The following is a 23329-nucleotide window of genomic DNA, read 5'->3' on the forward strand; positions in this document are numbered from 1 at the left end:
AGCGCGCTTGCAGTGCACTGACAGTGACGACGGCCACAGCCGGTATTTCCGCGCCGCCCGGCGGTTCTGTGCCTGTGAAAGCGCGCTGCGGAACACCGCGGAGCGACACGCAGGAGAGGGGAAACTCCGTGGCCGGCAAAGAAATCGTGATCGCACCGAGGCCCGTGCCCTACGGGCAGACCACCGACTTGGACGACGAGTCGTTCGCCATCCGCCTGGCCGCCCGGCTCGGCGAGACCAAGCGAACGGTCGACCGCTTCGTCCACGAGGTCCGCTACCGCCCCCCGCGCAGCCGGACCGCCCGCCTCCTGGTGCTGATCCCGGCCCACAACGAGGAAGCGACGATCGCGAAGACGCTCGACGCGCTCCTCACCCAGACCCGGGTCCCCGACCGCATCGTGGTCATCGCCGACAACTGCACCGACAACACCGAGAAGATCGCCCGCCGGTACCGCGGAGTCACGGTCATGCGCACCGTCGACAACCACGACCGCAAGGTCGGCGCCCTCAACCAGGCCTGGCGCCGCTGGCAGGCCGGCTACGACTTCATCGCCGGCATCGACGCCGACACCCAGCTCGCCCCCGACTGCCTCCAGCAGCTCGAGGAGGAGCTCGCGAGCACCCCGAAGGCCGGCGGCGTGATGGCCCGCTACACCTTCGACCAGCGCCTCGGCACCACGCCGATGGCCCGCCTGCTGATCCGCCTCCAGCGCATGGAGTTCGCCGGCTGGACGATGGACGCGCTGCAGAAGAACCGGACGACCTACGTCCTCGGCGGCCAGGCCTCCCTGTTCAACGCCGACGCGTTACGCCGGGTGACCGAGCACAACAACACCAACGGCCCGTGGGACGCGTCCGCGCAGGTCGAGGACATGCAGCTCACCGGTGACCTGCGGTCGATGCGCTACGAGACGCTGGTCTCCTCCACCGCCCGGGCCCACGCCGGCGCCATGCTGACCTTCCGCTCGCTCTGGGCGCAGCGTCGCAAGTGGGACGAGGGCATGGCCCGCCTGCTGGCCAAGCCGCAGCTCTCGAAGTGGACCGCGACGCTCTGGCGTCAGCAGCTCTCGCTGCTCTCCAACGGCGCCACCCGGCTGCTGTTCCTCTTCCTGCTCACGTTCTCGCTGATGGTGCACCAGTTCGTCTGGTCCTGGTGGTGGATGACCCCGACCGTGATCGCGTCGCTGCTCAACGCGAAGGTCGCCTGGTCGATGCCCAACCGGACGATGGGTGACGTGATCACCGGCGCCCTGTTGTTCCCGGTGGAGGCGTACCTCTGGTTCCGCCTCGCCTGCACCACCGCCTCCTGGTCGAACGTCCTGGCCGGCATCAAGCGTGACGGCTGGGAGGACCAGGCCCGCGCCGAGCGCGGCGCCTCGAACGGCCCGGGCCGGATCATCACCGCCGTCGCGATCATCGCGATTCTGGCCGGCCTGACCGTCTTCGGCTGGCTGCACGCTCCGCTCTGGCTGCAGGAGCGGGTGCTGACCACCGGTTGGTCGCTGCTCGCGGTGGTCACGGTCGTGCAGACGCTCTCCATGCTGGTCAAGCTGGTTCGCCCCAGCCGCGGCTTCCGCCCCTGAGACCACCCCGGTCGACCGATCCCCTCCGGTTCCGCCGGGGCGAGAACAGAACCCCCGCATCGGCTCGCCGATGCGGGGGTTCTGCTTTTCCTAGCTGTACGAGGCGCCGTCGACGATGCCGAGCTTGCGGCGGACCCGCTGGTAGAACGTGGTGTCGCCGAGGCGGACGACGTGGGCGGCATCCGGGTCGGTGCGCAGGACGAGCGTGGTGCCGGGCTCGGCGGTACCGCCCACGAACCCGTCGACCTCGACCGCGAGCGCGCCGCTGCCCGGTTCGACGGTCAGCTCGAGCGTCTCCGAGCAGTCGAGCACGACCGAGCGGTTGAACGTCGAGTGCGGCGCCGCCGGCGTCACGACCAGCCCCTTCACCGTCGGCGAGATGATCGGGCCGCCGGCCGAGAAGCTGTACGCGGTGGAGCCGGTCGCGGTCGCGACGACGACGGCGTCCGCGGCGTAGCGCAGGAACGGCTGCCCGCCGACGCTCAGCTCGACCGAGGCCAGCCCGTGACCAGGCGTCCGGACCAGCGCGATGTCGTTGAACGCGAGCAGCCGGGACGCGGTGTCGGGGCCGGCGCCCCAGGCCGGCACGGTCGCGGCGACCGCGGAGCGCGGCTCGACCCGGTACTTGCCCGCGTCGATCTGCGCCAGCGCGTCGGCCAGGTCGGGAACGTCGACCTCGGCCAGGAAGCCCAGCCGGCCGAGGTTCACCGGGAGGATCGCGCCGTGGTGACCGGGCATCATCCGCATCGCGCGCAGCATCGTGCCGTCGCCGCCGAGGCTGATGATCAGGTCGCACGAGGCCGCGAGCTCGGCCACGTCGACCGGTACGGCCTCGCAGTCGATCCGCTGGACCTCGTCTTTCAGACCGAGGACTTCGACGCCCTTGACGCGGGCCCAGTCGAGGATCGTGTCGATGGCCTGCTTGGAGTCGCGCGCCGGGTGCAGGACCAGGCCGACCTTATGGAGAGTGCCCACGGCGCCCAGCCTACGGGGAGCGTGTTTCGTTCAACGGCGCTTGCGGGCGACGACGAACACGCGGCGGAACGGGTACCAGACGTGACCGTCGCCGATCGGGTAGTCGGCATCCAGGCGGGCGGTGAGCGCGGCCGCGAAGCCCGGGTAGTCGCCGGGGCCGAGCGCGGCGATGACCGGGCGCAGCGTGGTGCCCTCCAGCCAGGTCAGGACCGGATGCACGTCGCCCTCGGCGTCCAGGTCGTGCAGGTACGTGGTCTCCCAGGCGTCGGGCTCGCAGTGCTCGGCGGTGAGCAGGGCGGCGTAGCCGGCCGGGTCGAGCACCGGGCCGGACTCGGCGATGCCGGTGAGCCGGTCGCTCCAGCGCGGGTCGGCCGACAGCTCCCGGACCGCGACGTGCGACGGGGCGTCGCGGTTGCCGGGAACCTGGACCGCGAGCCACGCGTCCGGACGCAGCTGCCGCGCCCAGTCGCCGAGAAGGCCCGGGTGACCGTCGATCCACTGCAGTACCGCGTTGCTGACGACGAGGTCGGTGTCGGGAGCCGGCCGGTAGCTCGTGGCGTCACCGACCGCGAAGTGCACCCGGTCGGTGGCCCGCGCCTCGGCGATCATCGCGGGTGACGAGTCGAAACCGGTGATCCGGGCGAGCGGGTAGCGGTCGGCGAGCGAAACCGTGAGGTGACCGGGGCCGCAGCCGACGTCGGTGATCGAGCGGACCGCCTCGGGCTCCGCGCCGACCCTCGCGACGAGTTCCACGAACGGCCGTGCCCGCTCCGACGCCCGGCGCACGTACACCGCGGGATCCCACTGCACGAAGGCCATGAGCACAGTATTCACAGCCGCGGTACCGGTGCGCTCAGACCGGCCGTACGCTGGGGATATGGCGAACTGGCGCGGCGCTGCCGACGACGGCGAGGTGCCGTCGGAAGACCGCCGGGTGCCGTTGGCCGACTTACCGCACTCCTGGGACACACCGGTCCCACCCCCCGAGCCCGATCTCCTCGAATCCGGTGGCCCGGCGCCGCGCCGCGAAGACCGTCCACCGCTGAGGGAGCGGTTCCCCCGCCTGGCCAGGGCCTCGAACGCACTCGCCGGGGCGAGGCTCCGGGACGAGGAGCAGGCCGGAGATCCGGACGAGGACTCGCCGGACGTCCCGGCCCCCGCGGCTCCACCGGGCCGGGCGGGAGGCCTCGGGCGGCGGTGGCTGGTAGCGGCGCTGGTCGTCGGCGTCGTGCTCGGCGGTGTGTTCATCCACGGGTACGACCAGCGGCTGGCCGAGCAGTCCCGGCGCGACACGGTCTCGCTGGTGGCACGCGTGGTGCCGATCCAGTCGTCCGGAGGCCAGGGCCGTGACTCCTGGCTGCTCCGGGTCGTGCTCTCGAACCGCGGTGCCACGACCCTGCACCTGCGCTCGGCCGAACTGGCCGACACCGCGCTGCACTCGTCGCTGCGATCGGTGAGCCGCAACGTCGCGCTCCCACCCGGCAAGGACACCTGGGTCACGATGGACGTCTCCGGTGCCTGCGCCGGCGGTGGCCTCACCCGCACCCCGACGACGATGACGGCCTCGATCACCCCCGACGGCCGCCCGGCCCGCGACGTCCGGATCCCGCTCGCCGACGACACCTCGCTGCTGCTCACCGCCGCCCGCCAGACCTGCGTGGACGTCGACTTCGGGCTCTGGTCGGCGGCCGAGCAGGAGGGCACGATCGTGATCAACGACCGCGGTCTGTTCATTCCGGTCCGGTTCCGGCTGAACTGGACCCCGGCGTGGGACATCAGCGCTCTTCGCAGCGAAGGCCCCGGTCTCGCGGCCACCGTCGACGACCTGCCGGTCCGCGTCACGAACGGCTCGACCAGGATCGTGACGATCCGCTGGGCGGTGACCGACTGCGTCCAGGCCAAGGCCCTGAACGAGACCGAACTGCGCCTGCGGACGACGCTCACCCGCCCGGACGACTCCCGCGCGATCGAGGTGACCACCACACTGAGCGGCGGCGTCCTCACCGCGCTCTCGATCTTCCTGGACCGGGCCTGCCGCTAGCCGGGAGCGAGGCCCGCGCGGCCTAGCGGCGCCGGACGTACTCGACGACCGCCTGGCGGGTGGTCCGGACGCCCAGGGCGTTGCGGGCGGCGGCGATACGACGGTTGGCGGTGCGGAGCGAGAGGAACTCCGCGGCCGCGGCCGCGGCGATCGAGTCACCGGCCGCGAGCCGGTCGAGCAGCGCGCGCTGCTCCGCGGTCAGCGGTAAGCCGACCCCGTTCGGCCCGGGGGCGCGCTCCGGTGCCGGCCCGTTGCCGTCGGCCACCAGCGGTGCACGCCGGACCGGTCCGATCCGCGCCAGGTCCGCGAGCAACGCCTGGCCGGACGGGCTCTCCGCGTCGGCGACCGCGACGACACCGGCGCCGCGGGCGGCGGCCAGCACCGCACCGGCCACCGCGACGTCGTCGGCGACCGGTCCGGTGACCACCGTCCGGGACGCGGTGAGGTCCCAGGGCTCGTCCGGAACGGCCAGGCCGTTGCGGACCACCCAGCCGTCCGCGGCCAGTTGCCGCACCACCGCGGCCAGGTCGCCCGGAGACCGCAGGACGTAGAGCGGACGCGCCGCGGGACCGGTCATCCGGCGCCGTCCAGGACGAGGGCGGCGGCTTCGGTGCGGGTGCGGGCACCGAGCTTGCGCATGCCGGAGCGGACGTGCGTCTCGACGGTCTCGCGGGAGATTCCGAGCTGACCGGCGATGCGGCGGGTCGGTTCGCCCGCCGCGACCAGCGCGAGGACCTCGCGTTCGCGGCCGGTGAGCGTGCTGGTGCGGCTGCGGTCGATCGTCGTCCGGCGGACCGAGAACTGGCGCAGGGCACGGTGGACCCGGCCCAGCAGCACCGTGAGCCCGGCGTGCTCGGCGTACTTCTCGGCCGCGAGCAACGGCGGCAGCGCGCGGTCGGCGTCCGGCGTGGACAGACCCGCCGCGAGCAGGCACCGGACCTGCTCGCGCAGCGCACTGCCCTGCCAGAGCGCGGCCGCGGTCTCGAACGCGACCACGGACGGTGCCGGGCCACTCGCGTCCCCGGAACCGTCCGGCATCGTGGCGGCCCAGGCCGAGAGCGTGGCCCGGACCGGGAGCAGGCGGTGGCGGCCGTCCGGCTCGGGCGGCGCACCAGAGCCGCGCGAACCGGGACCGGGCGAACCGGGACCGGGCGAACCGGGCTCGTCCGGGCCGCGCAGGTCGTGGCGGGCCCAGCGGGCGGTCACCGCGCCCAGACCACCCGGCAGCGAACCGTCGGCGGGACCGGCCGCGGCGAGTGCCCGATCCGGCTGGCCGTCGAGCCAGGCGACCTCGGAATCCACCCACCGCACCACCTCGGACGCTCCCCGGCCGGCCCGGTCGTGGTCGAGGCGGCTGCGGGCCGGTGCCAGTGCGCCGGTGTCGGCGAGGGCCAGCGACGCGGCGGCCAGCGCGTAGCTGCGGGCCTGCACCGGGAGCGTCCGGTCCAGCAGGTCCACCGCGCCGCGGACGACCGAGTCGAGATCGACGCCGAGCAGCGCGCCGGACCAGAGTTCGGCGGCGGCGAACCGGGTCTCCCAGGAGTAGGCGAGCTGTCCGGCACAGGCGGCCCGGTACTGGGCCGCGACCGCGTTGGCTTCGGTGACCCGGCCGTCGGCCAGCAGGTTCTCGGTCAGGAGCCAGCCGCTCCACCAGGCGTCGACCGGCCGCCCGTCGGCGAGTGCGGCGCTCGCGGCCGCGTTCAGGCGCTCGATCCAGCCGTCGCGCCGGGCCCGCGCCCCCACCGCCGCCAGCGCGACCTGCACCGCCGGGAATCCGGAGAGCTCGGCCGGTACCGCTCCGGCGCGTTCGGCCGCGTCGCCGGGGTCTCCGGCGAGGGACGCGAGCAGCGTCACGCGGGTGTGCTCGGCCCGCAGGACGTCGGGCGCTCCGGTGGCGGCGACGGCGCCGGCCGCCGACATCGCCTCCCGGGCGTCACCGCCCTGCAGCAGCGCCTCGGCCCGCAACACCGCCGCCCGGACCCGGTCTCCGGCCGAGGCCCCGGCGAACGGGCCCGGACCGGCATCGGAGCCGTCGGCGAGCATCCGGTGGCAGCCGGGTAGGTCACCGGCGGCCAGCGCGGCCTCGGCCGCCTCCAGACGCAGCGCCGGAAGCGGCCGGGGCCGGGCACCGTCCGGACCGGTGGGCGTCCGGCCGGGGTCCACGTCGCCCGCGGCACCGGCCTCGACCGCGGCGTCCACCGCGAGCAGCAGCGCCGCCGCGCGGTCGCCGACCGTCGGGGCCGCGCGTGTCGCCGCCAGCGCCGACCGGTACGCGCCCACCGGGTCGCCACCGGCCCGGCTGTGGCGGGCCGACTCGAGGCCGCCGAGCAGATCGGCCAGCCGCCGGTGCAGCCCTGACCGCTCGGCCGGCGGCAGCACCGCGGCCGCGACCTCGGCGAGGTACCGCGGCGCCGGGGTGGCCAGGTCGCCGTCCACGGTCACCCAGCCGGCGTCCACCAGTTCGGGCAGGCCCGGCCCGAGCAGCAGCGGCGATGCCGGCCGGCCGAGCAACCCGAGCGCCGCCAGCGCGGTACGCGCCGACCGGGGCAGGTCCGCCACTGCCGCGGCCACCGCCCGATCCAGCGCACCGGCCGCGCTGTCTTCGTCGCCCGACGTCGGCGCGGTCTCGGCGTCACCGCGCTGGGCGGCCCGCAGCGCGAGGGCCCGCACCGCGAGGGGGTTGCCGCCGGCGCGCGCCAGCACGGCGTCGAGCCCGCGTTCCTCCAGCGCGGGGGCCACGGATCGGGCCAGTTCCCGCGCCGAGACCGCGTCGAGGCCGGTCAGCACGGTCCATTGGGTAGCAGCCGCCCGCAACGCCTCCTCCGCCCCCGGCGGCAGCCCGCCGGGCGTCCGGATCGCGACCAGCACCCGGCAGGCGTCCGCCAGCAACGGGAGCACAGCCAGTGACAGTGCGTCGGCGTGATGCACGTCGTCGACCACCAGGAGACCGTCACCCACCCGGGCCCGCACGGCCTCGGCCGCGAGCGGAGCGTCACGCTCGGGAAGCCGGGCGCGCACCGCGCGCGCCAGCGCCATCCCCGGCAAGTGACGCAGTGTGGCCAGACCGCCACCGTGGAACACGGGTCCGCGGAACGAGGACGCGAAGGTACGCAGCGCCGTGGTGCGGCCCGTACCGGGCCCACCGGCGAGCACCACCAGCCCCGGGCCCAGCAGCCGGCCGTCCAGCCGCCGGTCGATGAGCCCGTCCCGGCCGGCCGGCGTTGCGCCGTCGGCGTCGACCACCGCGATTTCCTCCCGCACCTACTGCTCCGAGCGCCCGTCCGACTGGCACGAATCAGGGATGGAACCGCCGCAGGATATGCCTAGGGTCAGTACTGCGAATCCTGCACAGTCAAACCCCCGACACAGCTCCCGGCGCTACCGCCGACCTCGGCACGATGAAGCCGCCGGAAACCCCCGACAGATAACCCCGAAAGGAACACCCCGATGAGCGACGACGGCTCCGACGCCACTTTCGACGACCACGGCACGCCGGACGGTGCCACGGAAGTCGACTACAACAGCGACGGCACCGCCGATGGCTACCTCGTCGAGAACACCGACGGTACGGCCTACGAGGTAGTCGACACCAACAGCGACGGCGCGTACGACACCGTCGTGGTCGACACCGACGGTGACGGCGACGCCGACGCCATCGGCGTCGACACGAACACCGACGGTGTCATCGACGCCGTCGCCTACGACGCGGACGGTGACGGCGACGCGGACATCGTCGGCGCCGACACGAACAACGACGGCGTCATCGACACGTTCGTGGCGGACACGAACAACGACGGCGTGGCCGACACCGAGTACGTCGACAGCAACAACGACGGCAACATCGACGCGACCTACACCGACGCCGACGGCGACGGCCAGTGGGACACCGGGTCGACCGCTCCGGCCGACCCCACCACCTCCACCACGGGCGCGCCGGACCTCACCACCGCCTGATCCGCACTACTCGCCGGGGAGCGGTTGCCGACCGCGCCCCGGCGAGCGGCATCATTTGGGGATAACTTCCGAGTACTAGGAGAAGCACTGTGGGGCCAGGTCCGCTGAGCCAGCGCGTCGCCGGACTCTGCCGGGAGGTCGGTCCCCGGCTCGGCGGCGGTACCGGCGTGGCGGTCGCAGACCTGTCCCGCCGGCTCGGCGAACCGCTGCGGGTCGCGATCGCCGGACGGCTCAAGGCGGGCAAATCCACGCTGGTGAACGCGCTGATCGGCCGCCGGGTCGCCCCGACCGAGGTCGGCGAGTGCACGCGGCTGGTGACGCAGTTCCGGTACGGCCCGGCCGACCGCGTCGACGTCGTCCGCCGCGACGGGCTGCGCGTCAGCCTCCCGCTGGACGAATCGGGCATGATCCCGCAGCGTCTCGGCATCCCGCGCCAGGAGGTGTCCTATGTCGACGTCACGCTCGCCAGCGACCGGCTGCGCGATCTGACCGTCGTCGACACGCCCGGCCTCAGCTCGACGAACGCGCAGGTCAGCGCCGGAACCCGCCGTTTCCTCTTCAACGACAACCCGGTCGACGACGACCTCGACTCCGACTCGCAGAGTGCGCTGTCCGGCGCCGAGGCGATCATCTACGTCTTCACGCAGTCGGTACGCGAAGACGACCTGGAGGCCCTGGAGGCGTTCCGGTCGATCTCCGCGCGGCTGTCGTCCAACCCGATCAACTCGCTCGGCCTGTTCAACAAGGTCGACAAGCTGGGCGGCGGCGGCGACCCCTGGCCGGTGGCCGGTCCGCTGGCCGAGACCCAGGCCCAGGCCCTGCGCCGCCAGGTCGCCGACGTGGTCCCGGTGGTCGGGCTGCTGGCCGAGACCACCGAGGCCGGGCGCCTGACCGCCGCCGACTGCGAGAGCCTGCGCGCACTGGCCGCGCTGCCCGCGGTCGACCGCGCGGTGCTGATGGCGTCGGTCGACCTGTTCACCACGCGCGACTGCGAGATCCCGGCCGAGCAGCGCGAACGCCTGCTCCGGCTGCTCGACCTCTACGGCATCCAGTTCGCGGTGGCCTCGCTGGCCGCCGACCCCACGCTCGCCACCGGTGAGCTGATCCGCCGCCTCTACCGGGCGTCCGGCTTCCCCCGGGTCCGGCAGACGCTCGACCAGGCTTTCCGCTGGCGGACCGACGCGATCAAGGCCGGCTGGGCGCTCACCACGCTGGAGCAGGTCGCGGCACGGGCCGAGCGTCCGGCCGACCGGGAGCTGCTCCGGGACGCGGTCGAGCGCCTGCTCCAGCAGCCCGAGTACCACCAGCTCCGCTTGCTCGAAGTGGCCCAGCAGGTCACCACCGGCGCGGTCGAACTGCCGTCCGGGATGGAGGGCGAGCTCACCCGGCTCGCGCTCTCCGACGACCCGGGCTGGATCCTCCAGCTGGCCGGTGCACCGACCCCGCAGCTGGCCCAGGCCGCGCTGGAGGCCGCAACCCGCTGGCGGACGTTCGCGGTCGCCAGCGCCAGCCCCGCCCAGGCCCGGATCGCCCACGTCGCCCACCGCGGCTTCTACCTGCTCTCGCAACGCGTCCGCGCGAACGCCTCCTAAGGAGTACCGCTACCATGCCGACCAGCTTCGTCCGGCTCATCGTGGCCGGGCTGACCCTTGTCCTGGCCGTGCTCACCGGCCTGGTCACCGGTTTCGTCGCTGGCGGGCCGGGTTGTGACGAGATCACGCCGACGTCCACCGTCTCGACCGGGCCGGCGTCGACCGGCAACGGACCGGCGAACGCGCCGGCCGGTGCCTCGCCGAGTGCCTCCGGAGACATCAACAAGGGTGAGCTCAACCCGGGTGGGAACGACAGCAGGCCGCAGTCCCCGAAGAGTGACACCGGCAAGATCGACCAGCCCGGCATCAACGAGTCGCTGACGCTCACCGGCGCGACCGCCGACTGCAGCGGGTTCTCCGCGCTGACCGCGGTGTTCGGCTTCCTCGGCGCGCTGTTCACCGGGGCGATCGTCGGCGGCGTGGCACTGTTCCTCCCCCGCACCGATGCGCCCGCCCCGGTGGCCGCGGGCTCGGGCGGGCTCAGCTCGGGCGCCGGGTACGGTGCCGGCGGAGGCCGTTCCGGGGACCTCGGTGTCGGGCAACCACTCGTCGGACGATCGACCGCGACCGGCACCCACGCCGTGCTCACCGAGACCGGCGCGCCCGCGGAGACCGGCCTGCTCAGGCGCGAGCGCAAGACGCTCGTCGAGACCTGCATCTACGTCCGCGACCGGGCCACCAGCAAGGCGATCGCCGATCGGCTGGCCTGGGCGCTCAACGAGGTCGGCGTCGTGGAGGACCGGCCGGCCGGCGAGCCGTTCGACACCGCGCGGCACGAGGCCGGCGGCACGACGCCGACCGCCGACCAGGCGATGGCCGGCCGCATCGCGGCCGTCGAGATCTCCGGCTACACCGACCGCGGCCAGGTGCTACGCGCGCCGGTCGTGACCGTCTACCAGCCGGACGCCCGATGAGCGCCCCCGCCGCCGCACCGAAGCAGGACCCGGCCGCCGCGCTGAAGGCGGTGGAGGAGCAGATCCGGGGTGCGGTCGACACCGGCCTCGGCCACATCCGCCGCCTCGACCCCGACCTGGCCTCCGACCTCGACCAGGTCCGCCGGGCCGACGTCGGCGAGCCGACCGTCGTCGTGGTGGGCGAGACCAAGCGCGGCAAGAGCTCGCTGATCAACGCGCTGCTGGCCAGCCCGAACCTCTCCCCCGTGGACGCCGCGGTCGCCACCAGCGCGTACCTGGAGTTCGCGGCGGGCGAGCCGGCGCGGGCGCTGGCCCACGTGCCCGGCGACTCGTCGCCGCACCCGCTGTCGCTGGAGGCGCTGCGCGATTGGGGCACGGTCCTCGGTGCGATGCCCGACGGGCAGCGGCCGCCCCGCCACATCCAGGTGTTCCACCCGGCCCCGCTGCTGCAGCACATCACGCTGATCGACACCCCGGGCGTGGGCGGGCTCGACTCCACGCACGCCGAGATCGCGCTGGACGCGGTCGCGAAAGCCACCGCGCTGCTGTTCGTCGTCGACGCCTCGTCGCCGTTCTCCAAGCCCGAGCTCGACTTCCTGCTCGAGGCCAGCAAACGCGTCAACCTGGTGATGTTCGCGCTGACCAAGACCGATGCGTTCCCGGGCTGGCGCACGGTGCTCGACGACGACAAGGCGCTGCTGCACACGCACGCGCCCCGGTTCGCGCAGGCCGCGTTCTTCCCGGTCTCGGCCCGGCTCGCCGAGCTGGCCGACCAGATGCCGATCCCGGAGGCCGCCGCCGAGGTCCGTAAGGAGTCCCGGATCGCCGACCTGCGGAACGCGTTGCAGCGTCAGGTCGCGATCCGCAACGGGCTGCTGGTACAGGCGAACATGCTGCGGACGGTCCGGTCGGAACTCGTCGGCATGGACACCCAGATCGGCGAGAAGATGCGCGCGGTCGACCCCGACCCCGGCATGGCCGAGAAGCTCAAAACCGAGCGGGCCGAGTTCGTCCAGCGCAAGCGCAAGGACGCCCGCACCTGGACGCTCACGCTCAACACCGAGGTGCAGCGCGCCCGCACCGACGCGACCAGCCTGCTCCGGGCCGAGGTCACGAAGGCGCAGGAACACTTCCTGACGATCGTCGAGAAGGCGAACGGCGAACGGATCAAACGTCTGCCCACCGACGTCGACCAGACCTTGCAGGCGATCGCGCTGCGGATTTCGGCCGAGATGGAGCGCCGGTTCCGCCTGATCGGCGCGAAGGTGCTGCGCGAAGTGTTCTCGGACGCCGAGCTCTCCCAGATTCTGACCCGGCTCAACGCCCGGCTGCGGGCGGTCGCCTCGGCCCGGCCCCAGCGGGACGGCGGTGGCGCCGACAACGCGCTGGTCATCACCGGCGCGGCGGGCACCGCGTCGCTGATGGGCAACCTCGCCATGCACGGCGGTGGGGTGGTGCTGGCCGGCACCGCCGCCGCCAGCGTCGCGATCCCGGTCATCGGCCTCGGCGTCGGACTCGCGGCCGGTGCGTTCATGCTCTACCGCCGCCGGGTCGGCAACGACCGCCAGCAGGCCAAGATCTGGCTGCGCGAGGTGTTCAACGAGGCCAGGGCATCGATCTCCGAAGAGGTCCAGCACCGGTTCACCGACCTGCAGTTCGCGCTGACCGTGGCGCTGGACGAGGCCGTCGAACGCCGGGTCGAGCAGCTCGACACGCAGATCTCGGAGATCGACAAGGCGCTGGCGGACGACAAGGCGAACCGGTCGAAGAAGCGGACCGCGCTGCAGGCCGACCGGGACGGGATCCGGGCCCGGATCAAGCAGCTCGACGAGGTGCTCGGCAAGGCGAAGGCGGCCACCCGGATCACGGTTCCCCCCGCGCAGGCCCCGGCCTCGGCGCCTGCGGCTGCGCCGGCCGGCGGGAAGGCGGGGTAGGCCGTGGACGGCCACGTGGGCGATGAGTTCCCGGACGATCTGCCGGATTCTTCCGGTGGGGACCTGCCGGACGAGAGCGGGGATCCCGCCGTCGGCGACGGCTGGGACCAGATCACCATCGATCTGGACGACGACGGCCCCGACGACTTCCCGCCCGGCCCCGTCCACGTGGACGCGGAGCACGTGGACGCGGAACGCCCGGACGCGGTGGGGCTGGGCTCCGACGGCGAGCTGGGCTCCGACGGCGAACTGGGCTCCGACGGCGAACTGGGCTCCGACGGCGAGAACGCGTTCGACCACCCGGCGGACCCCGGCGGCTACCCGCCCGACGACCACGTCCCCGGCGACGGGGCCGCCAACGACCACTCCGACGCCCCGGATCCCCCGCCCGACGACACGGCCCCCGACAACGGCGGGCCCGACCACCCGGCCCCCGACAACGGCGGGCCCGACCACCCGGCCCCCGACAACGGCGGGCCCGACCACCCGGCCCCCGACAACGGCGGGCCTGACGACGCAGCGCCTGGCGACGGCGGGCCTGGCGACGGCCGGCCTGACGACACGGCGCCCGACCCGGAGGCGATTCCCGATACCGACGATCCGGTCGGCGTCGGGGCCGACCCCGACCTGCCGGTCGCGGACCTCGGAGACACCGGCTGGCTCGACCTGCCCGATTTCGCCGACATCGACGTCCCGGAGCCCGTCGGCGGACCCCCGTGGGTCGACACCGGCCTGCTCGGCCCCGACGCCGACACCCCGACCGACCCCACCGACCCGGCCGACCCCACCGACCCGGCCGACCTGGCCGTCACCGGCGACAGCGTCCCGGCCACCCCGGACGGTGGCGCCGACGACCTGCACGCCGCGCTGGGCGAACCGGCCCCCGTCGGCGACCCCACCCACGACGCCTACCGGGAACTGGTGGCCAGTGAGGACCCGGCCGTACGCAACCTGGCCCGTCTCTGGGGACCCCCGGCGTAGTACCTGACACAAGATGGCAGGAACACCCGGCAGGCTGCTGCCATGTCACAAACGACTTCGCTCGCCACATTGGCGATGGTGAACCTCGACGCCCCCGACCCGGGAGCGCTCGCCGACTTCTACAGCGCGGTACTCGGCTGGCCGGTCGTCCACCGGCAGGCCGAGTACGCGATGATCTCCTCCGGCACCGAGGGGGCGGCACCGATCGGCTTCGGCCTGGCCGAGGGTTACCAGGCCCCGGAATGGTCGCCGGACGCGGGCGCCGGCAAGCGATTCCACCTCGACTTCTCGGTCGACGACCCGGACGCGGCCACGGCCCGCTGCGTCGAGCTCGGAGCCACCAAGCCCGAGTTCCAGCCCGGCGGCGACCGCTGGACCGTGGTGCTCGACCCCGCCGGGCACCCGTTCTGCCTCTGCAAGCGCTCCTGAGCTAGCTGCTACCGGCCGAGTTGCCCAGGGCCAGACACAGGATGATGAAGAACCCGAGCAGCAGTACCAGCGCCACGATCAGCGTCACCACGACCGCGGGCTCCTGATACCAGCGCTTGCGCGGTGCCGCCACCGGCTTCGGCGGCGGCATCGGCGTGGCGACCCGGGGCGGCATCGGGTTCGCGACCCGCGGCGGCATCGGCGTCCGCATCGGGGCCGGGCTGGCCGGCGGGCCGGAGAGCGGACGCGCCTGCGCGTGCGGCGGCGGGCCACTCACCGGCCGGGCCGGAGCCGAGACCGGACGGACGGCACCCGCGCCGGACATCTGCGGGCCGCTGACCGGACGCCCCGGCGGACCGGAGCGGGGCTGGGCCGGCGTGACGGCCGGACGCACGCCCGACGGGGAGCCCGCCTCGCCGGGCAGGGAGCCCACCCGCAGGCTGCCCTCGGCGACGACGGTCTCGGGCTGCTCCAGCGCCGTGGGGGCGACCTGCAACTGGCTGTGGATCAGGTGCGCGGCCAGCGGGATGCGGCTCGATCCGCCGACCAGGAAGATGCCGACCAGATCGCGCGGGTTGAGGTGCGCCTCGGTGATCGTCGTCGTCAGGCAGTTGACGGTGCGCTCCAGGTACGGGCGGATCAGCTGCTCGAGCTCGTCGCGGGTGAGGTGCGCGTCGATCTCCATCGCCGGGAGGTGGATGTCGGCGCTGGTCGTGCGGGAGAGCATCTCTTTGGCGCCGCGCACGTCTTCCCAGAGCATCCGCCGGTTGCGCCGGTCGGTGGCGTCGACCGGGTTCTGCAGGCGCTGCCAGAAGTCTCCGTTGGTACGCGAGTAGACGTGGCCGAGGTGCTCGATGACCGCGTGGTCGAAGTCGACGCCGCCGACGTCGGGCAGACCACCCTCGGCCAGCACCTCGAAGCCCGCCGCGGTGCGCCGCACGACCGTGGCGTCGAACGTGCCGCCACCGAGGTCGTAGATCGCCAGCGACCGGCCGACCGGCACCGACGTCTGCAGCTCAGCGGTGAAGTACGAGGCCGCGGCGACCGGCTCGGCGATCAGCTTCGGACGCGGTAACCCGGCCCGGACCGCGCCCTCGATCAGCACGTTGCGCCGCCGCTCGGCCCAGCGGGCCGGGTGGGTCATCCGCACCTCGTCGGGCAGCGCGCCGATCTGGCGGCGGGCCTCGGTGGCGACGGTGCCGAGCACAGTCGCGAAGACCTCGGGCACCGTCAGCTCGCGGTCGCCCAGGAAGATCGTGCCGTCGTCGACGCGGCGCTTGGGGTTGGGCTCGAACCGCCCGGGATCGACCCGCGCGTTGCGCTCGGCGTCTCGACCCACCACCATCCGGCCGTCGGTCCCGAGATAGACCGCCGACGGCAGCAACGGTGAACCGTCGAACAACAGCGGCCGAACCCGGCCGTCAGGCGTGCGGAGCATCGCCACCGTGTTCGACGTGCCGAAGTCGATACCGAGCACGCGCATGAGGCTCCCCCTTTCGCCGGTCACCTTATCGGGGCCGTACGACGGGCTGGATCGCCCATGTCGGTTCCCCGACCGACGGCGATACTGAACCGCGTGCCGCTCCCGTATCTCGATGCTCCGCGTCCCCTCGCGTTCGCTCACCGTGGCGGAGCCGCTCACGGCTTCGAGAACACGATGACCGCGTTCTCGCAGGCCGTCGACGCGGGCTACCGGTACGTCGAGACCGACGTCCACGCCACCGCCGACGGCGCGCTGGTGGCGTTCCACGACCGGACGCTCGACCGGGTCACCGACCGTAGCGGCGCGATCGCCGCGCTCCCGCTGACCGAGGTCCGTGCCGCCCGGATCGGCGGCACCGAGCAGGTCCCGCTCTTCGACGAGCTTCTCGACGCCTGGCCGGACGTCCGGATCAACATCGACGTGAAGGCCGACGCGGCGGTGGAGCCGCTGGTCGAAGCGGTACGCGAACACCGGGCGGAAGACCGGGTCTGCGTCGGGTCGTTCTCCGACGCCCGGCTGAGACGGGTGCGGGCGGCGTTCGGCGGGTCGGTGGCCACCAGCCTCGGGCCGCGGGACGTGGCCCGCCTCAAGCTGGCCTCGCTCACCGGCTCCCGGCCGAGGTTCGGACCGGGCGTGTGCGCGGCCCAGGTGCCGGTCAGGCACGGTGGCCTCCGGGTGGTGGACGCCCGCTTCGTGGCCGCCGCGCACCGCGCCGGACTCCAGGTCCACGTCTGGACGATCGACGACGCCACGACCATGCACCGTCTGCTCGACCTCGGCGTGGATGGCATCATGACCGACCGGATCGACGTCCTCCGTGACGTGCTCACCTCCCGCGGCCAGTGGGCCGCCTGAACACCCCTCGGGACGCCACGTGACGACCACTGAGCCGGTCATCGAACCGGTTTCCACGCCGCGCGAGCGCCGGGGCTGGTACTTCTACGACTGGGCGGCGTCGGCCTACAACACGACGGTCACCACCGTCTTCCTCGGCCCGTACCTGACCTCGATCGCGGAACGGGCCGCGGGCTGCGCCGACGAGGGTCAGACCTGCGCCGACCTGCACCCGCTGGGCATCCCGGTCGCCCCCGGATCGTTCTTCGCCTACGCGCTCTCGCTCTCGGTGTTCGCCCAGGTGCTGGTGCTGCCGCTGGTCGGCGCGTACGCCGACCGGTCGTGGCACAAGAAGCGGTTGCTGGCCTGGCTCACCGTGTTCGGCGCCGGTACGACGCTCGCGATGCTGTTCGTGACCGGCGACCGCTACCTGCTCGGCGGCGCGCTGCTGGTCGTCTCGAACGTCCTGTTCGGCGCGGCCGAGACCGTGTACTACTCCTACCTCCCGCAGCTCGCGGATCCCGACGAGCGGGACGCGGTCAGCAGCCGCGGCTGGGCGATCGGCTATCTCGGTGGCGGCCTGCTGCTGTTGTTCAACGTCGTCGCGGTGCTGGCCGGCGACAGCCTCGGCTGGTCGACCGGTGAGATCGCCCGGTGGAGCATCGTGTCGGCGGGCGCCTGGTGGGCCGTGTTCGCCGTGTACGCGCTCCGGCCGCTGCGCGACCGGCCTCCGGTCGAGACCGTACGCAGCCGATCGGTCTTCTACGCCTTCACTCAACTCGGGCGGACGCTACGCGAGCTCGGTCAGTTGCGGCTGACGCTGTTCTTCCTCATCGCGTACCTGGTCTACAACGACGGCATCCAGACCGTGATCACGCTCTCGGCGACCTATGCGACCGAGGAACTGAAGCTCGAGCAGACCGCGCTGGTGCCGACGATCCTGATGATCCAGTTCCTGGCGTTCGGCGGGGCGCTGCTGCTCGGTGCGATCGCCCGGCGGATCGGCGCGTGGAAAGCGGTGCTGGCGAGCCTGGTGCTCTGGGCGGTCGTCCTGGTCGCCGCCTACTTCGTGCCGGCCAGGGCGCCGCTGCAGTTCGTCGCGCTCGGGGCCGCGATCGGACTGGTGCTGGGCGGCAGCCAGGCGCTGTCGCGATCGCTGTTCAGCCAGCTGATCCCGGCCGGAAAAGAGGCCGAGTACTACGGGATCTACCAGATCAGCGACCGGGGCACGAGCTGGCTCGGTCCCTTGCTGTTCGGGCTGGCGTACCAGCTGACCGACAGCTACCGGATCTCGATCCTGTCGCTGATCGTGTTCTTCGTCGCCGGGTTCTTCCTGCTGCTGGCGGTGCCGATGCGACGGGCGATTCTCGCCGCCGGGAACCAGCCACCTAGGCTGCTCTGATGGCTGCCGCACGATCCGTCCGTATTCCCGCCGGCTCACCGGGGATGCTCCGCTTCTTCTACGGACCGATGGACTGCGGGAAATCCACGCTCGCCTTACAGATCAACCACAACCACGCCCGGCAGGGACGCCACGGCCTGCTGCTGACCAAGCTCGACCGGGCCGGCAGCGCGCGGATCTCCAGCCGGGTCGGGCTGGCCGCGGCGGCGACCGAGGTCGATTCCGGCACCGATCTGCACGACGTCGTGGGGGCCGAGTGGCTCGCCGGACGCAAGGTCGACTACCTGATCTGCGACGAGGCCCAGTTCTACACCTGCGAGCAGATCGAGCAGGCGGCCGATCTCGCTGACCGGGCCGGCATCGACGTGTACGCGTTCGGGCTGGCGACCGACTTCCGTAGCGAGCTGTTCCCGGGTAGCCGGCGGCTGTTCGAGCTGGCCGACGAGTTGGTCCGGCTGCAGGTGGAGGTGCTCTGCTGGTGCGGGCGCCCTGGTCAGCAGAACGCACGCGTGGTGAACGGTGAGGTGACGCGCACCGGCGACCAGATTCTCGTCGCGGATACCGACGTCGACCCGGCCGACGTCCATTACCAGGTCTTGTGCCGCCGGCACTACCGCGACGGAGACCTCGGACCGGCGGTGCCGTCGGCGGGTCAGTTGTCGCTGGCGGCCGACTAGCGGCCGGGGCCGCCCGGGCGGCCGTTCAGACGGCCGTTCAGGGGCCGGCGATCTGGTCGGCGGCCTGGCAGGCGTTGTGGATCGGGTCGTGCACGTTGACGGTCGCGGCGAGCCGTTGCAGCAGGTCGCGGAAGAGCGGCCGCTCCTCCTCGGGCAGGCCGGCGAGCAGGCGGTTCTCGGCCCCGCAGAGGCCCTCGTCGAGCTCGGCGAGGCGTGCCCGGCCGGTGTCGGTGGCGACGATGCGCCGGGCCCGGCGGTCGGACGGATCGGGCTGCCGGGTCACCAGGCCGGCCTTCTCGAGGTCGTCGAGCAGGTACGTCATCACCGTGCGGTCGACGCCGAGCTGGTGGGCGAGCGCGAGCTGGGTGCCCGGGGTGTCGCGGACGCAGGTCGCGAGCACCTGGTAGCCGCGCGGACCGCCGGGAACGTCGGCCATCACGACACCGGCCGCCTTGGCGTAGGCCCGGAACAGCACACCGAGCGCCCAGCCCAGATCGTCGCTGAGCGGAAGCGTCGAGGGCTGCACGGGGGTGGGGACCGCGGCCATGACGTTCATCGTACGGGTCGCCTCCCTCGATCTCCCAGAAAACTGCGGCTCGAAAGGGTTGTCGACGAGATCGTCTGCTGGCAATACTATCTCCAACACAGCTGTTCGGCAGCGCATCACATTTCGAGGAGTGAGTCGTGACCCTGTACCGCCTTGACGCCAGCATTCGCACCGAGGGTTCCGTGAGCCGGGCGGTCGCCGACACCGTGCAGGCCGGCTGGCGGGCCCAGCACCCGGACGCGCCGATCACCCGGCGCGACCTCGGCCTCGACCCGCTGCCGGCCGACACCTGGTCGACGATCATCGGCGCGATGATGAACCCGGCCGCGGAGCCCAGCCCCGCGGTGGCCGGCGCGACCGAGCTCGCGGCGTCGCTGGCCGACGAGATGGTGGCCGCGGACGCGTTCCTGTTCGCGATCCCGCTGTACAACTACGGCGTTCCGGCGTCCGTGAAGACGTGGGCCGACACGCTGATCACCACCCCGGCGTTCGCGCCCGGCGGGCCGTCGGCGATCGCCGGGCGCCCGGGGATCCTGGTGACGGTCCGGGGTGGCGGCTATGCACCCGGGACGCCCCGCGAGGGCTGGGACCACAACACCCCGTACCTGCGCCGCCTGCTCGTCGACATGTGGGGGCTGGACCTCGAGATCGTCGAGGCCGAGCTGACGCTGGCCGAGGTGACCCCGGCGATGGCCGAACTCCGCGGGCTGGCCGCGGAGTCCCTGGCGAACGCCCACTCCACCGCAGCGCTCAGCGGAAAAGCCCTGGCCGAGCGCCTGGCCGCGTCAGCCGCCTGAGCGGGACGCCTCCAGGAGGCGGAGCCAGACCTCGCTGATGGTGGGGAACGACGGGACGGCGTGCCAGAGGCGGGCCAGCGGGACTTCGCCGACGAGGGCGATCGTGGCGGCGTGGACGAGTTCGGCGGCGGTGGTGCCGACGAACGTGGCGCCGAGGATCACGTCGCGCCCGGTGTCGAGCACGAGCTTCGCGCGGCCGGTGTAGCCGTCCGCGTAGAGCGCCGCCCCGGCGACCTGCCCGAGGTCGTACTCGACGGTCCGGACCGGTAGCCCGGCCTCCCTCGCCTGCGCCTCGGTCCGGCCGACCGCGCCGACCTCCGGGTCGGTGAACACCGCCTGCGGCACCGCGACGTGATCCGCGGTCGCGGCGTACGGGCTCCACGGCCCGAGGTCGACCACGTCGCCGGCCGCCCGCGCCACGATCGCCGCACCGGCCGCCCGGGCCTGGTACTTGCCCTGGTGGGTCAGGAGCGACCGGTTGTTCACGTCGCCGGCGGCGTACAGCCAGTCGACGCCGTGGACCCGGAGGCTGTCGTCGACGTGCTCGGGCGCGTCCGGGGCCAGGCCGACGGCGTCCAGGCCGAGCCCGTCGGTGGCCGGGCGACGGCCGGTGGCCACCAGCACCTCGTCGGCCCGGATCGTCCGGGTGCCGTCGGCGTCCTCGATCTCGATCCGGACCCCGGCGGCGTCCCGGTCGACGGTGGTGACCGTCGCGCCGAGCCGGACGTCGACCCCGGCGTTCCGGAGGCCGGCGGCCACCGCCTCACCGGCGAACGGCTCCAGCCGGGGTAGCAGCGCACTCCCCCGGGCGATCACCGTGACGTGGCTGCCGAGCGCCGCGAACGCCGTCGCCATCTCGCACCCGACCACGCCACCGCCGAGGATCGCCAGGTTGTCGGGCACGGCAGTCGCCGAGGTGGCGTCGCGGCTGGTCCACGGGTCGGCCTCGGCCAGCCCGGGCACTTCCGGGACGATCGCGCGGCTTCCGGTGGCGAGCACGACCGCGTGCCGCGCGGTGTGGCGACGCGTGCCGCCGTCGCGCGTGCGCACCTCGACCTGACGCTCGCCGACCAGCCGTCCGCTGCCCCGGACCAGCGCGATGCCGGCCGAGTCGAGCCAGCCGACCTGGGAGTCGTCGGACCAGTTGTGGGTGAACGCGGTGCGCCGGGCCAGCACCTGCTCGGCGTTCGGGCCACCCCGCACCGCCGTGGCGGCCCCGTCGACGCGGCGGGCGTCGGCCAGTGCGGCCGCCGGGCGCAGCAGCGCTTTGCTCGGTATGCAGGCCCAGTACGAGCATTCTCCGCCGACGAGCTCGCGTTCGACGATCAGCGCCGACAGGCCTCCGCGGACGACCGTGTCGGCCACGTTCTCCCCGACCGGCCCGGCACCGACGACGATCACGTCGTACTCGTCCCCGCCTGAGCGCGTCATGCTCCCTGCCACCCCGTCATCTCCGCCCGTGCCCCACGGCCACTGTCCGCAGCCGTGCGCACGGTATCCAATCCGGTTTCGGTCACTGCACGTGACATCCCGGCTTTCGGTTCGGGGTTCCGGGGACGCGCGGAAACAGCCCGAACTTTTCGACCGGCACGGGCGATAAGTGGCCCGCTTCCGCCCCCCGCGAGTGCGACCGGCGAGCGTTACCGGCGGGTCGCGGCGTACCAGAGGGCGGCGCCCACGGCGGCTACCGCGCCCGCGGCGGCGGCATAACCGGCCAGGCCCGCCGCTCGGCCGGTTCGGACCGCAGTGACGAGCGTCACGGCGTCGGCCCCGTCGGCCAGCGCCGAGGCGAGCACCCACGACCGGGCACCCGGTCCGCCCTTCAGCACCGCGGCACCGGTTCCGAGAGCGAGCGCAATCTCCCTACTCGCGAACATTCGAGTGATAAACGCCATTCGCCCGGCGGTGGCGCTATCGATACCCAACGCTCGGGGCAGCACGGTATCCTGACCAGTGGACACGGCACCGACGGCCAATCGGAGCAGTGCGACCGCGACGACGATCTGCCGAGCACGATCGGTCGAGGCTGATCCGGTGTCGGTCGAGTGCTCCACGCGTGTCCTCCTTGTAATGAGTTGCCGCATGTGCGCATGCGGTGCTGTGCTGCTGGGCACATAACTCAACGGCGGCGGAATCTTCTGTCCGTCATCGTCGTTGGTACCGGTGGCTGACCGCAGACGCCAGGGGGTTGATGCAGATGGGTGAGCGCACGCTGCGCGGTAGTCGGCTCGGAGCAGTGAGCTACGAGACCGACCGCAACACGGAGCTGGCGCCCCGCCAGCAGGGAGAGTACCTGTGCCCGCGTGGGCACCGGTTCACTGTTCCCTTCGCGGCTGATGCCGAGATCCCGATTACGTGGGAATGCCGGGCCGACGGCACGGTGGCCCGCATCATCGACGGTGACGAGCCTGAGGCCAAGAAGGCTAAGCCACCGCGGACGCACTGGGACATGCTCCTCGAGCGGCGGACCGTCGCCGAACTCGAAGAGGTCCTGGCCGAGCGTCTGGAGGTCCTCCGGGGCCGCCGGAGCCGCTCGGCCTGACGCCGGAGCCGCCCGGCGCGACCGGGCACCGGCCAACGACACGAAAACCCGCCAACCCGAAATGGGTTGGCGGGTTTTCGTGTGCCCGCCGTCAGCGGTCGAGCTCGCCCTCGATGACGGTGCCCGCCCCGGCGTTCGTCACGCGGGGCGGCATCGGCTCGCCCTGCCCGGCCGCTGACGCGTCGGCCGGCGCGCCGGCCGGCGTCCGCATGCGCTTGGAACGGACCTGCATGGGGCCGAGCAGGGCACTGCTGACCTCGGGCGGGAGCCGGCGGGCCGCGGAACGCAGGACCAGCCGTCCGGCGAGCGCCCGGATGGGCGGGAGCAGGAGCAGGATGCCGACGACGTCGGTCAGGAAGCCCGGCAGGATCATCAGCAGACTGCCGACGAGCACGACCGCGCCCTCGGCGGTCTCCCTGGCCGGTGTGCGGCCCTCGGCCGCGGCCTCACGGAGGGCCCGGAAGGCGCGGGCGCCCTCACGGCGGAGCAGCCAGCTGCCCAGGAAGGCGCTGCCGAGCAACAGCACGAGCGTCCACCCGAGGCCGACCGCGTGGCCGACCCGCAGCAGGACGCTGATCTCAGCGGTGGGGACGACGATCAGAAGGACGAAGGCCGCGAGGAAGGCTTTCATGAATCAAGCGTAC

22 protein-coding genes are annotated in these 23329 nt (G+C 73.0%); 13 read left to right on the top strand and 9 right to left on the bottom strand.

Annotation, left to right across the window (positions count from 1 at the left end; genetic code table 11):
- The first annotated feature begins 128 nt into the window (after nt 1–128).
- Complete coding sequence (locus tag ACIBZJ_RS10625) at nt 129–1583, top strand: glycosyltransferase family 2 protein (RefSeq protein ID WP_395927926.1); 1455 nt, start codon at nt 129–131, stop codon at nt 1581–1583.
- A 90-nt stretch (nt 1584–1673) separates the two neighbouring features.
- Here ACIBZJ_RS10625 and ACIBZJ_RS10630 read toward each other — a convergent pair whose 3' ends face one another.
- Both ACIBZJ_RS10630 and ACIBZJ_RS10635 read right to left on the bottom strand, forming a co-directional pair.
- Nucleotides 1674–2567: an NAD(+)/NADH kinase gene (locus ACIBZJ_RS10630; RefSeq protein ID WP_395929081.1), complete on the bottom strand. Its 894-nt coding sequence runs from the start codon at nt 2565–2567 to the stop codon at nt 1674–1676.
- A gap of 21 nt (nt 2568–2588) precedes the next feature.
- Entirely contained in the window at nt 2589–3377 is a 789-nt protein-coding gene (locus tag ACIBZJ_RS10635; protein ID WP_395927928.1) for a methyltransferase domain-containing protein, read from the bottom strand.
- A 58-nt stretch (nt 3378–3435) separates the two neighbouring features.
- Between ACIBZJ_RS10635 and ACIBZJ_RS10640 the strand changes: the two genes are divergently transcribed.
- Entirely contained in the window at nt 3436–4599 is a 1164-nt protein-coding gene (locus ACIBZJ_RS10640) for a hypothetical protein (protein WP_395927930.1), read from the top strand.
- Between the two features lie 22 nt (nt 4600–4621).
- On the opposite strand, the gene ACIBZJ_RS10645 is transcribed toward ACIBZJ_RS10640, so the two are convergent.
- Nucleotides 4622–5176, bottom strand: coding sequence for a LuxR family transcriptional regulator (locus tag ACIBZJ_RS10645; protein WP_395927932.1), 555 nt, complete (start codon nt 5174–5176; stop codon nt 4622–4624).
- Complete coding sequence (locus ACIBZJ_RS10650) at nt 5173–7860, bottom strand: LuxR C-terminal-related transcriptional regulator (protein ID WP_395927934.1); 2688 nt, start codon at nt 7858–7860, stop codon at nt 5173–5175. The genes ACIBZJ_RS10645 and ACIBZJ_RS10650 overlap by 4 nt, the downstream gene beginning before the upstream one ends.
- A 186-nt stretch (nt 7861–8046) precedes the next feature.
- Between ACIBZJ_RS10650 and ACIBZJ_RS10655 the strand changes: the two genes are divergently transcribed.
- The 6 genes from ACIBZJ_RS10655 to ACIBZJ_RS10680 all read left to right on the top strand — a co-directional run bounded on the left by ACIBZJ_RS10655 (nt 8047) and on the right by ACIBZJ_RS10680 (nt 14403).
- The gene (locus ACIBZJ_RS10655) at nt 8047–8553 is read left to right on the top strand and encodes a hypothetical protein (RefSeq protein ID WP_395927936.1); all 507 of its coding nucleotides are present in this window, start codon (nt 8047–8049) and stop codon (nt 8551–8553) included.
- Nucleotides 8554–8642: 89 nt separating this feature from the next.
- Nucleotides 8643–10145, top strand: coding sequence for a dynamin family protein (locus ACIBZJ_RS10660; RefSeq protein ID WP_395927938.1), 1503 nt, complete (start codon nt 8643–8645; stop codon nt 10143–10145).
- Between the two features lie 14 nt (nt 10146–10159).
- Nucleotides 10160–11059: a nucleotide exchange factor GrpE gene (locus ACIBZJ_RS10665; protein ID WP_395927940.1), complete on the top strand. Its 900-nt coding sequence runs from the start codon at nt 10160–10162 to the stop codon at nt 11057–11059.
- A complete protein-coding gene (locus ACIBZJ_RS10670; RefSeq protein WP_395927942.1) occupies nt 11056–12993 on the top strand; it encodes a dynamin family protein in 1938 nt (645 codons plus the stop codon). The genes ACIBZJ_RS10665 and ACIBZJ_RS10670 overlap by 4 nt, the downstream gene beginning before the upstream one ends.
- Nucleotides 12994–13008: 15 nt before the next feature.
- On the top strand, nt 13009–13974 hold the full coding sequence (locus ACIBZJ_RS10675; protein ID WP_395927944.1) for a hypothetical protein: 966 nt from the start codon (nt 13009–13011) through the stop codon (nt 13972–13974).
- Between the two features lie 42 nt (nt 13975–14016).
- Nucleotides 14017–14403, top strand: a complete 387-nt coding sequence (locus ACIBZJ_RS10680; RefSeq protein ID WP_395927946.1) for a VOC family protein — start codon at nt 14017–14019, stop codon at nt 14401–14403.
- 1 nt (nt 14404) lies between these two features.
- Here ACIBZJ_RS10680 and ACIBZJ_RS10685 read toward each other — a convergent pair whose 3' ends face one another.
- Nucleotides 14405–15886: an Hsp70 family protein gene (locus ACIBZJ_RS10685; protein ID WP_395927948.1), complete on the bottom strand. Its 1482-nt coding sequence runs from the start codon at nt 15884–15886 to the stop codon at nt 14405–14407.
- Between the two features lie 57 nt (nt 15887–15943).
- Here ACIBZJ_RS10685 and ACIBZJ_RS10690 point away from each other — a divergent pair, with 57 nt between their 5' ends.
- From ACIBZJ_RS10690 to ACIBZJ_RS10700, 3 genes are read left to right on the top strand one after another with little or no spacing between them, the layout of a single operon-like run.
- Nucleotides 15944–16741: a glycerophosphodiester phosphodiesterase gene (locus tag ACIBZJ_RS10690; protein WP_395927950.1), complete on the top strand. Its 798-nt coding sequence runs from the start codon at nt 15944–15946 to the stop codon at nt 16739–16741.
- Nucleotides 16742–16760: 19 nt separating this feature from the next.
- On the top strand, nt 16761–18122 hold the full coding sequence (locus ACIBZJ_RS10695) for an MFS transporter (protein WP_395927952.1): 1362 nt from the start codon (nt 16761–16763) through the stop codon (nt 18120–18122).
- On the top strand, nt 18122–18799 hold the full coding sequence (locus ACIBZJ_RS10700; protein ID WP_395927954.1) for a thymidine kinase: 678 nt from the start codon (nt 18122–18124) through the stop codon (nt 18797–18799). The genes ACIBZJ_RS10695 and ACIBZJ_RS10700 overlap by 1 nt, the downstream gene beginning before the upstream one ends.
- Before the next feature lie 37 nt (nt 18800–18836).
- Here ACIBZJ_RS10700 and ACIBZJ_RS10705 read toward each other — a convergent pair whose 3' ends face one another.
- A complete protein-coding gene (locus tag ACIBZJ_RS10705) occupies nt 18837–19346 on the bottom strand; it encodes a MarR family winged helix-turn-helix transcriptional regulator (RefSeq protein WP_395927956.1) in 510 nt (169 codons plus the stop codon).
- Nucleotides 19347–19483: 137 nt separating this feature from the next.
- Here ACIBZJ_RS10705 and ACIBZJ_RS10710 point away from each other — a divergent pair, with 137 nt between their 5' ends.
- On the top strand, nt 19484–20143 hold the full coding sequence (locus tag ACIBZJ_RS10710; protein ID WP_395927958.1) for an FMN-dependent NADH-azoreductase: 660 nt from the start codon (nt 19484–19486) through the stop codon (nt 20141–20143).
- Here the strand turns inward: ACIBZJ_RS10710 and ACIBZJ_RS10715 are convergent.
- Together ACIBZJ_RS10715 and ACIBZJ_RS10720 are read right to left on the bottom strand one after the other, a co-directional pair.
- The gene (locus tag ACIBZJ_RS10715; RefSeq protein ID WP_395927960.1) at nt 20132–21574 is read right to left on the bottom strand and encodes a dihydrolipoyl dehydrogenase family protein; all 1443 of its coding nucleotides are present in this window, start codon (nt 21572–21574) and stop codon (nt 20132–20134) included. The genes ACIBZJ_RS10710 and ACIBZJ_RS10715 overlap by 12 nt on opposite strands.
- Nucleotides 21575–21783: 209 nt before the next feature.
- Nucleotides 21784–22020 carry a hypothetical protein gene (locus ACIBZJ_RS10720; protein WP_395927962.1) on the bottom strand — a complete coding sequence of 79 codons (237 nt, stop codon included), beginning with the start codon at nt 22018–22020 and terminating at the stop codon, nt 21784–21786.
- A gap of 320 nt (nt 22021–22340) precedes the next feature.
- Here ACIBZJ_RS10720 and ACIBZJ_RS10725 point away from each other — a divergent pair, with 320 nt between their 5' ends.
- Nucleotides 22341–22685, top strand: a complete 345-nt coding sequence (locus ACIBZJ_RS10725; protein ID WP_035856302.1) for an RNA polymerase-binding protein RbpA — start codon at nt 22341–22343, stop codon at nt 22683–22685.
- A 91-nt stretch (nt 22686–22776) separates the two neighbouring features.
- Here ACIBZJ_RS10725 and ACIBZJ_RS10730 read toward each other — a convergent pair whose 3' ends face one another.
- Nucleotides 22777–23316: an FxsA family protein gene (locus ACIBZJ_RS10730; RefSeq protein WP_395927964.1), complete on the bottom strand. Its 540-nt coding sequence runs from the start codon at nt 23314–23316 to the stop codon at nt 22777–22779.
- Between the last annotated feature and the right edge of the window lie 13 nt (nt 23317–23329).

Source organism: Cryptosporangium sp. NPDC051539, assembly GCF_044454545.1.
Taxonomy (GTDB): domain Bacteria; phylum Actinomycetota; class Actinomycetes; order Mycobacteriales; family Cryptosporangiaceae; genus Cryptosporangium.

Bases quoted from the DNA above. Each gene is read 5' to 3' on its own strand.
- ACIBZJ_RS10635 (WP_395927928.1), bottom strand. From the start codon at position 3,377: ATGGCCTTCGTGCAGTGGGATCCCGCGGTGTACGTGCGCCGGGCGTCG.
- ACIBZJ_RS10640 (WP_395927930.1), top strand. From the start codon at position 3,436: ATGGCGAACTGGCGCGGCGCTGCCGACGACGGCGAGGTGCCGTCGGAA.
- ACIBZJ_RS10645 (WP_395927932.1), bottom strand. From the start codon at position 5,176: ATGACCGGTCCCGCGGCGCGTCCGCTCTACGTCCTGCGGTCTCCGGGC.
- ACIBZJ_RS10655 (WP_395927936.1), top strand. From the start codon at position 8,047: ATGAGCGACGACGGCTCCGACGCCACTTTCGACGACCACGGCACGCCG.
- ACIBZJ_RS10665 (WP_395927940.1), top strand. From the start codon at position 10,160: ATGCCGACCAGCTTCGTCCGGCTCATCGTGGCCGGGCTGACCCTTGTC.
- ACIBZJ_RS10670 (WP_395927942.1), top strand. From the start codon at position 11,056: ATGAGCGCCCCCGCCGCCGCACCGAAGCAGGACCCGGCCGCCGCGCTG.
- ACIBZJ_RS10680 (WP_395927946.1), top strand. From the start codon at position 14,017: ATGTCACAAACGACTTCGCTCGCCACATTGGCGATGGTGAACCTCGAC.
- ACIBZJ_RS10685 (WP_395927948.1), bottom strand. From the start codon at position 15,886: ATGCGCGTGCTCGGTATCGACTTCGGCACGTCGAACACGGTGGCGATG.
- ACIBZJ_RS10690 (WP_395927950.1), top strand. From the start codon at position 15,944: ATGTCGGTTCCCCGACCGACGGCGATACTGAACCGCGTGCCGCTCCCG.
- ACIBZJ_RS10700 (WP_395927954.1), top strand. From the start codon at position 18,122: ATGGCTGCCGCACGATCCGTCCGTATTCCCGCCGGCTCACCGGGGATG.
- ACIBZJ_RS10705 (WP_395927956.1), bottom strand. From the start codon at position 19,346: ATGGCCGCGGTCCCCACCCCCGTGCAGCCCTCGACGCTTCCGCTCAGC.
- ACIBZJ_RS10715 (WP_395927960.1), bottom strand. From the start codon at position 21,574: ATGACGCGCTCAGGCGGGGACGAGTACGACGTGATCGTCGTCGGTGCC.
- ACIBZJ_RS10720 (WP_395927962.1), bottom strand. From the start codon at position 22,020: ATGTTCGCGAGTAGGGAGATTGCGCTCGCTCTCGGAACCGGTGCCGCG.
- ACIBZJ_RS10725 (WP_035856302.1), top strand. From the start codon at position 22,341: ATGGGTGAGCGCACGCTGCGCGGTAGTCGGCTCGGAGCAGTGAGCTAC.
- ACIBZJ_RS10730 (WP_395927964.1), bottom strand. From the start codon at position 23,316: ATGAAAGCCTTCCTCGCGGCCTTCGTCCTTCTGATCGTCGTCCCCACC.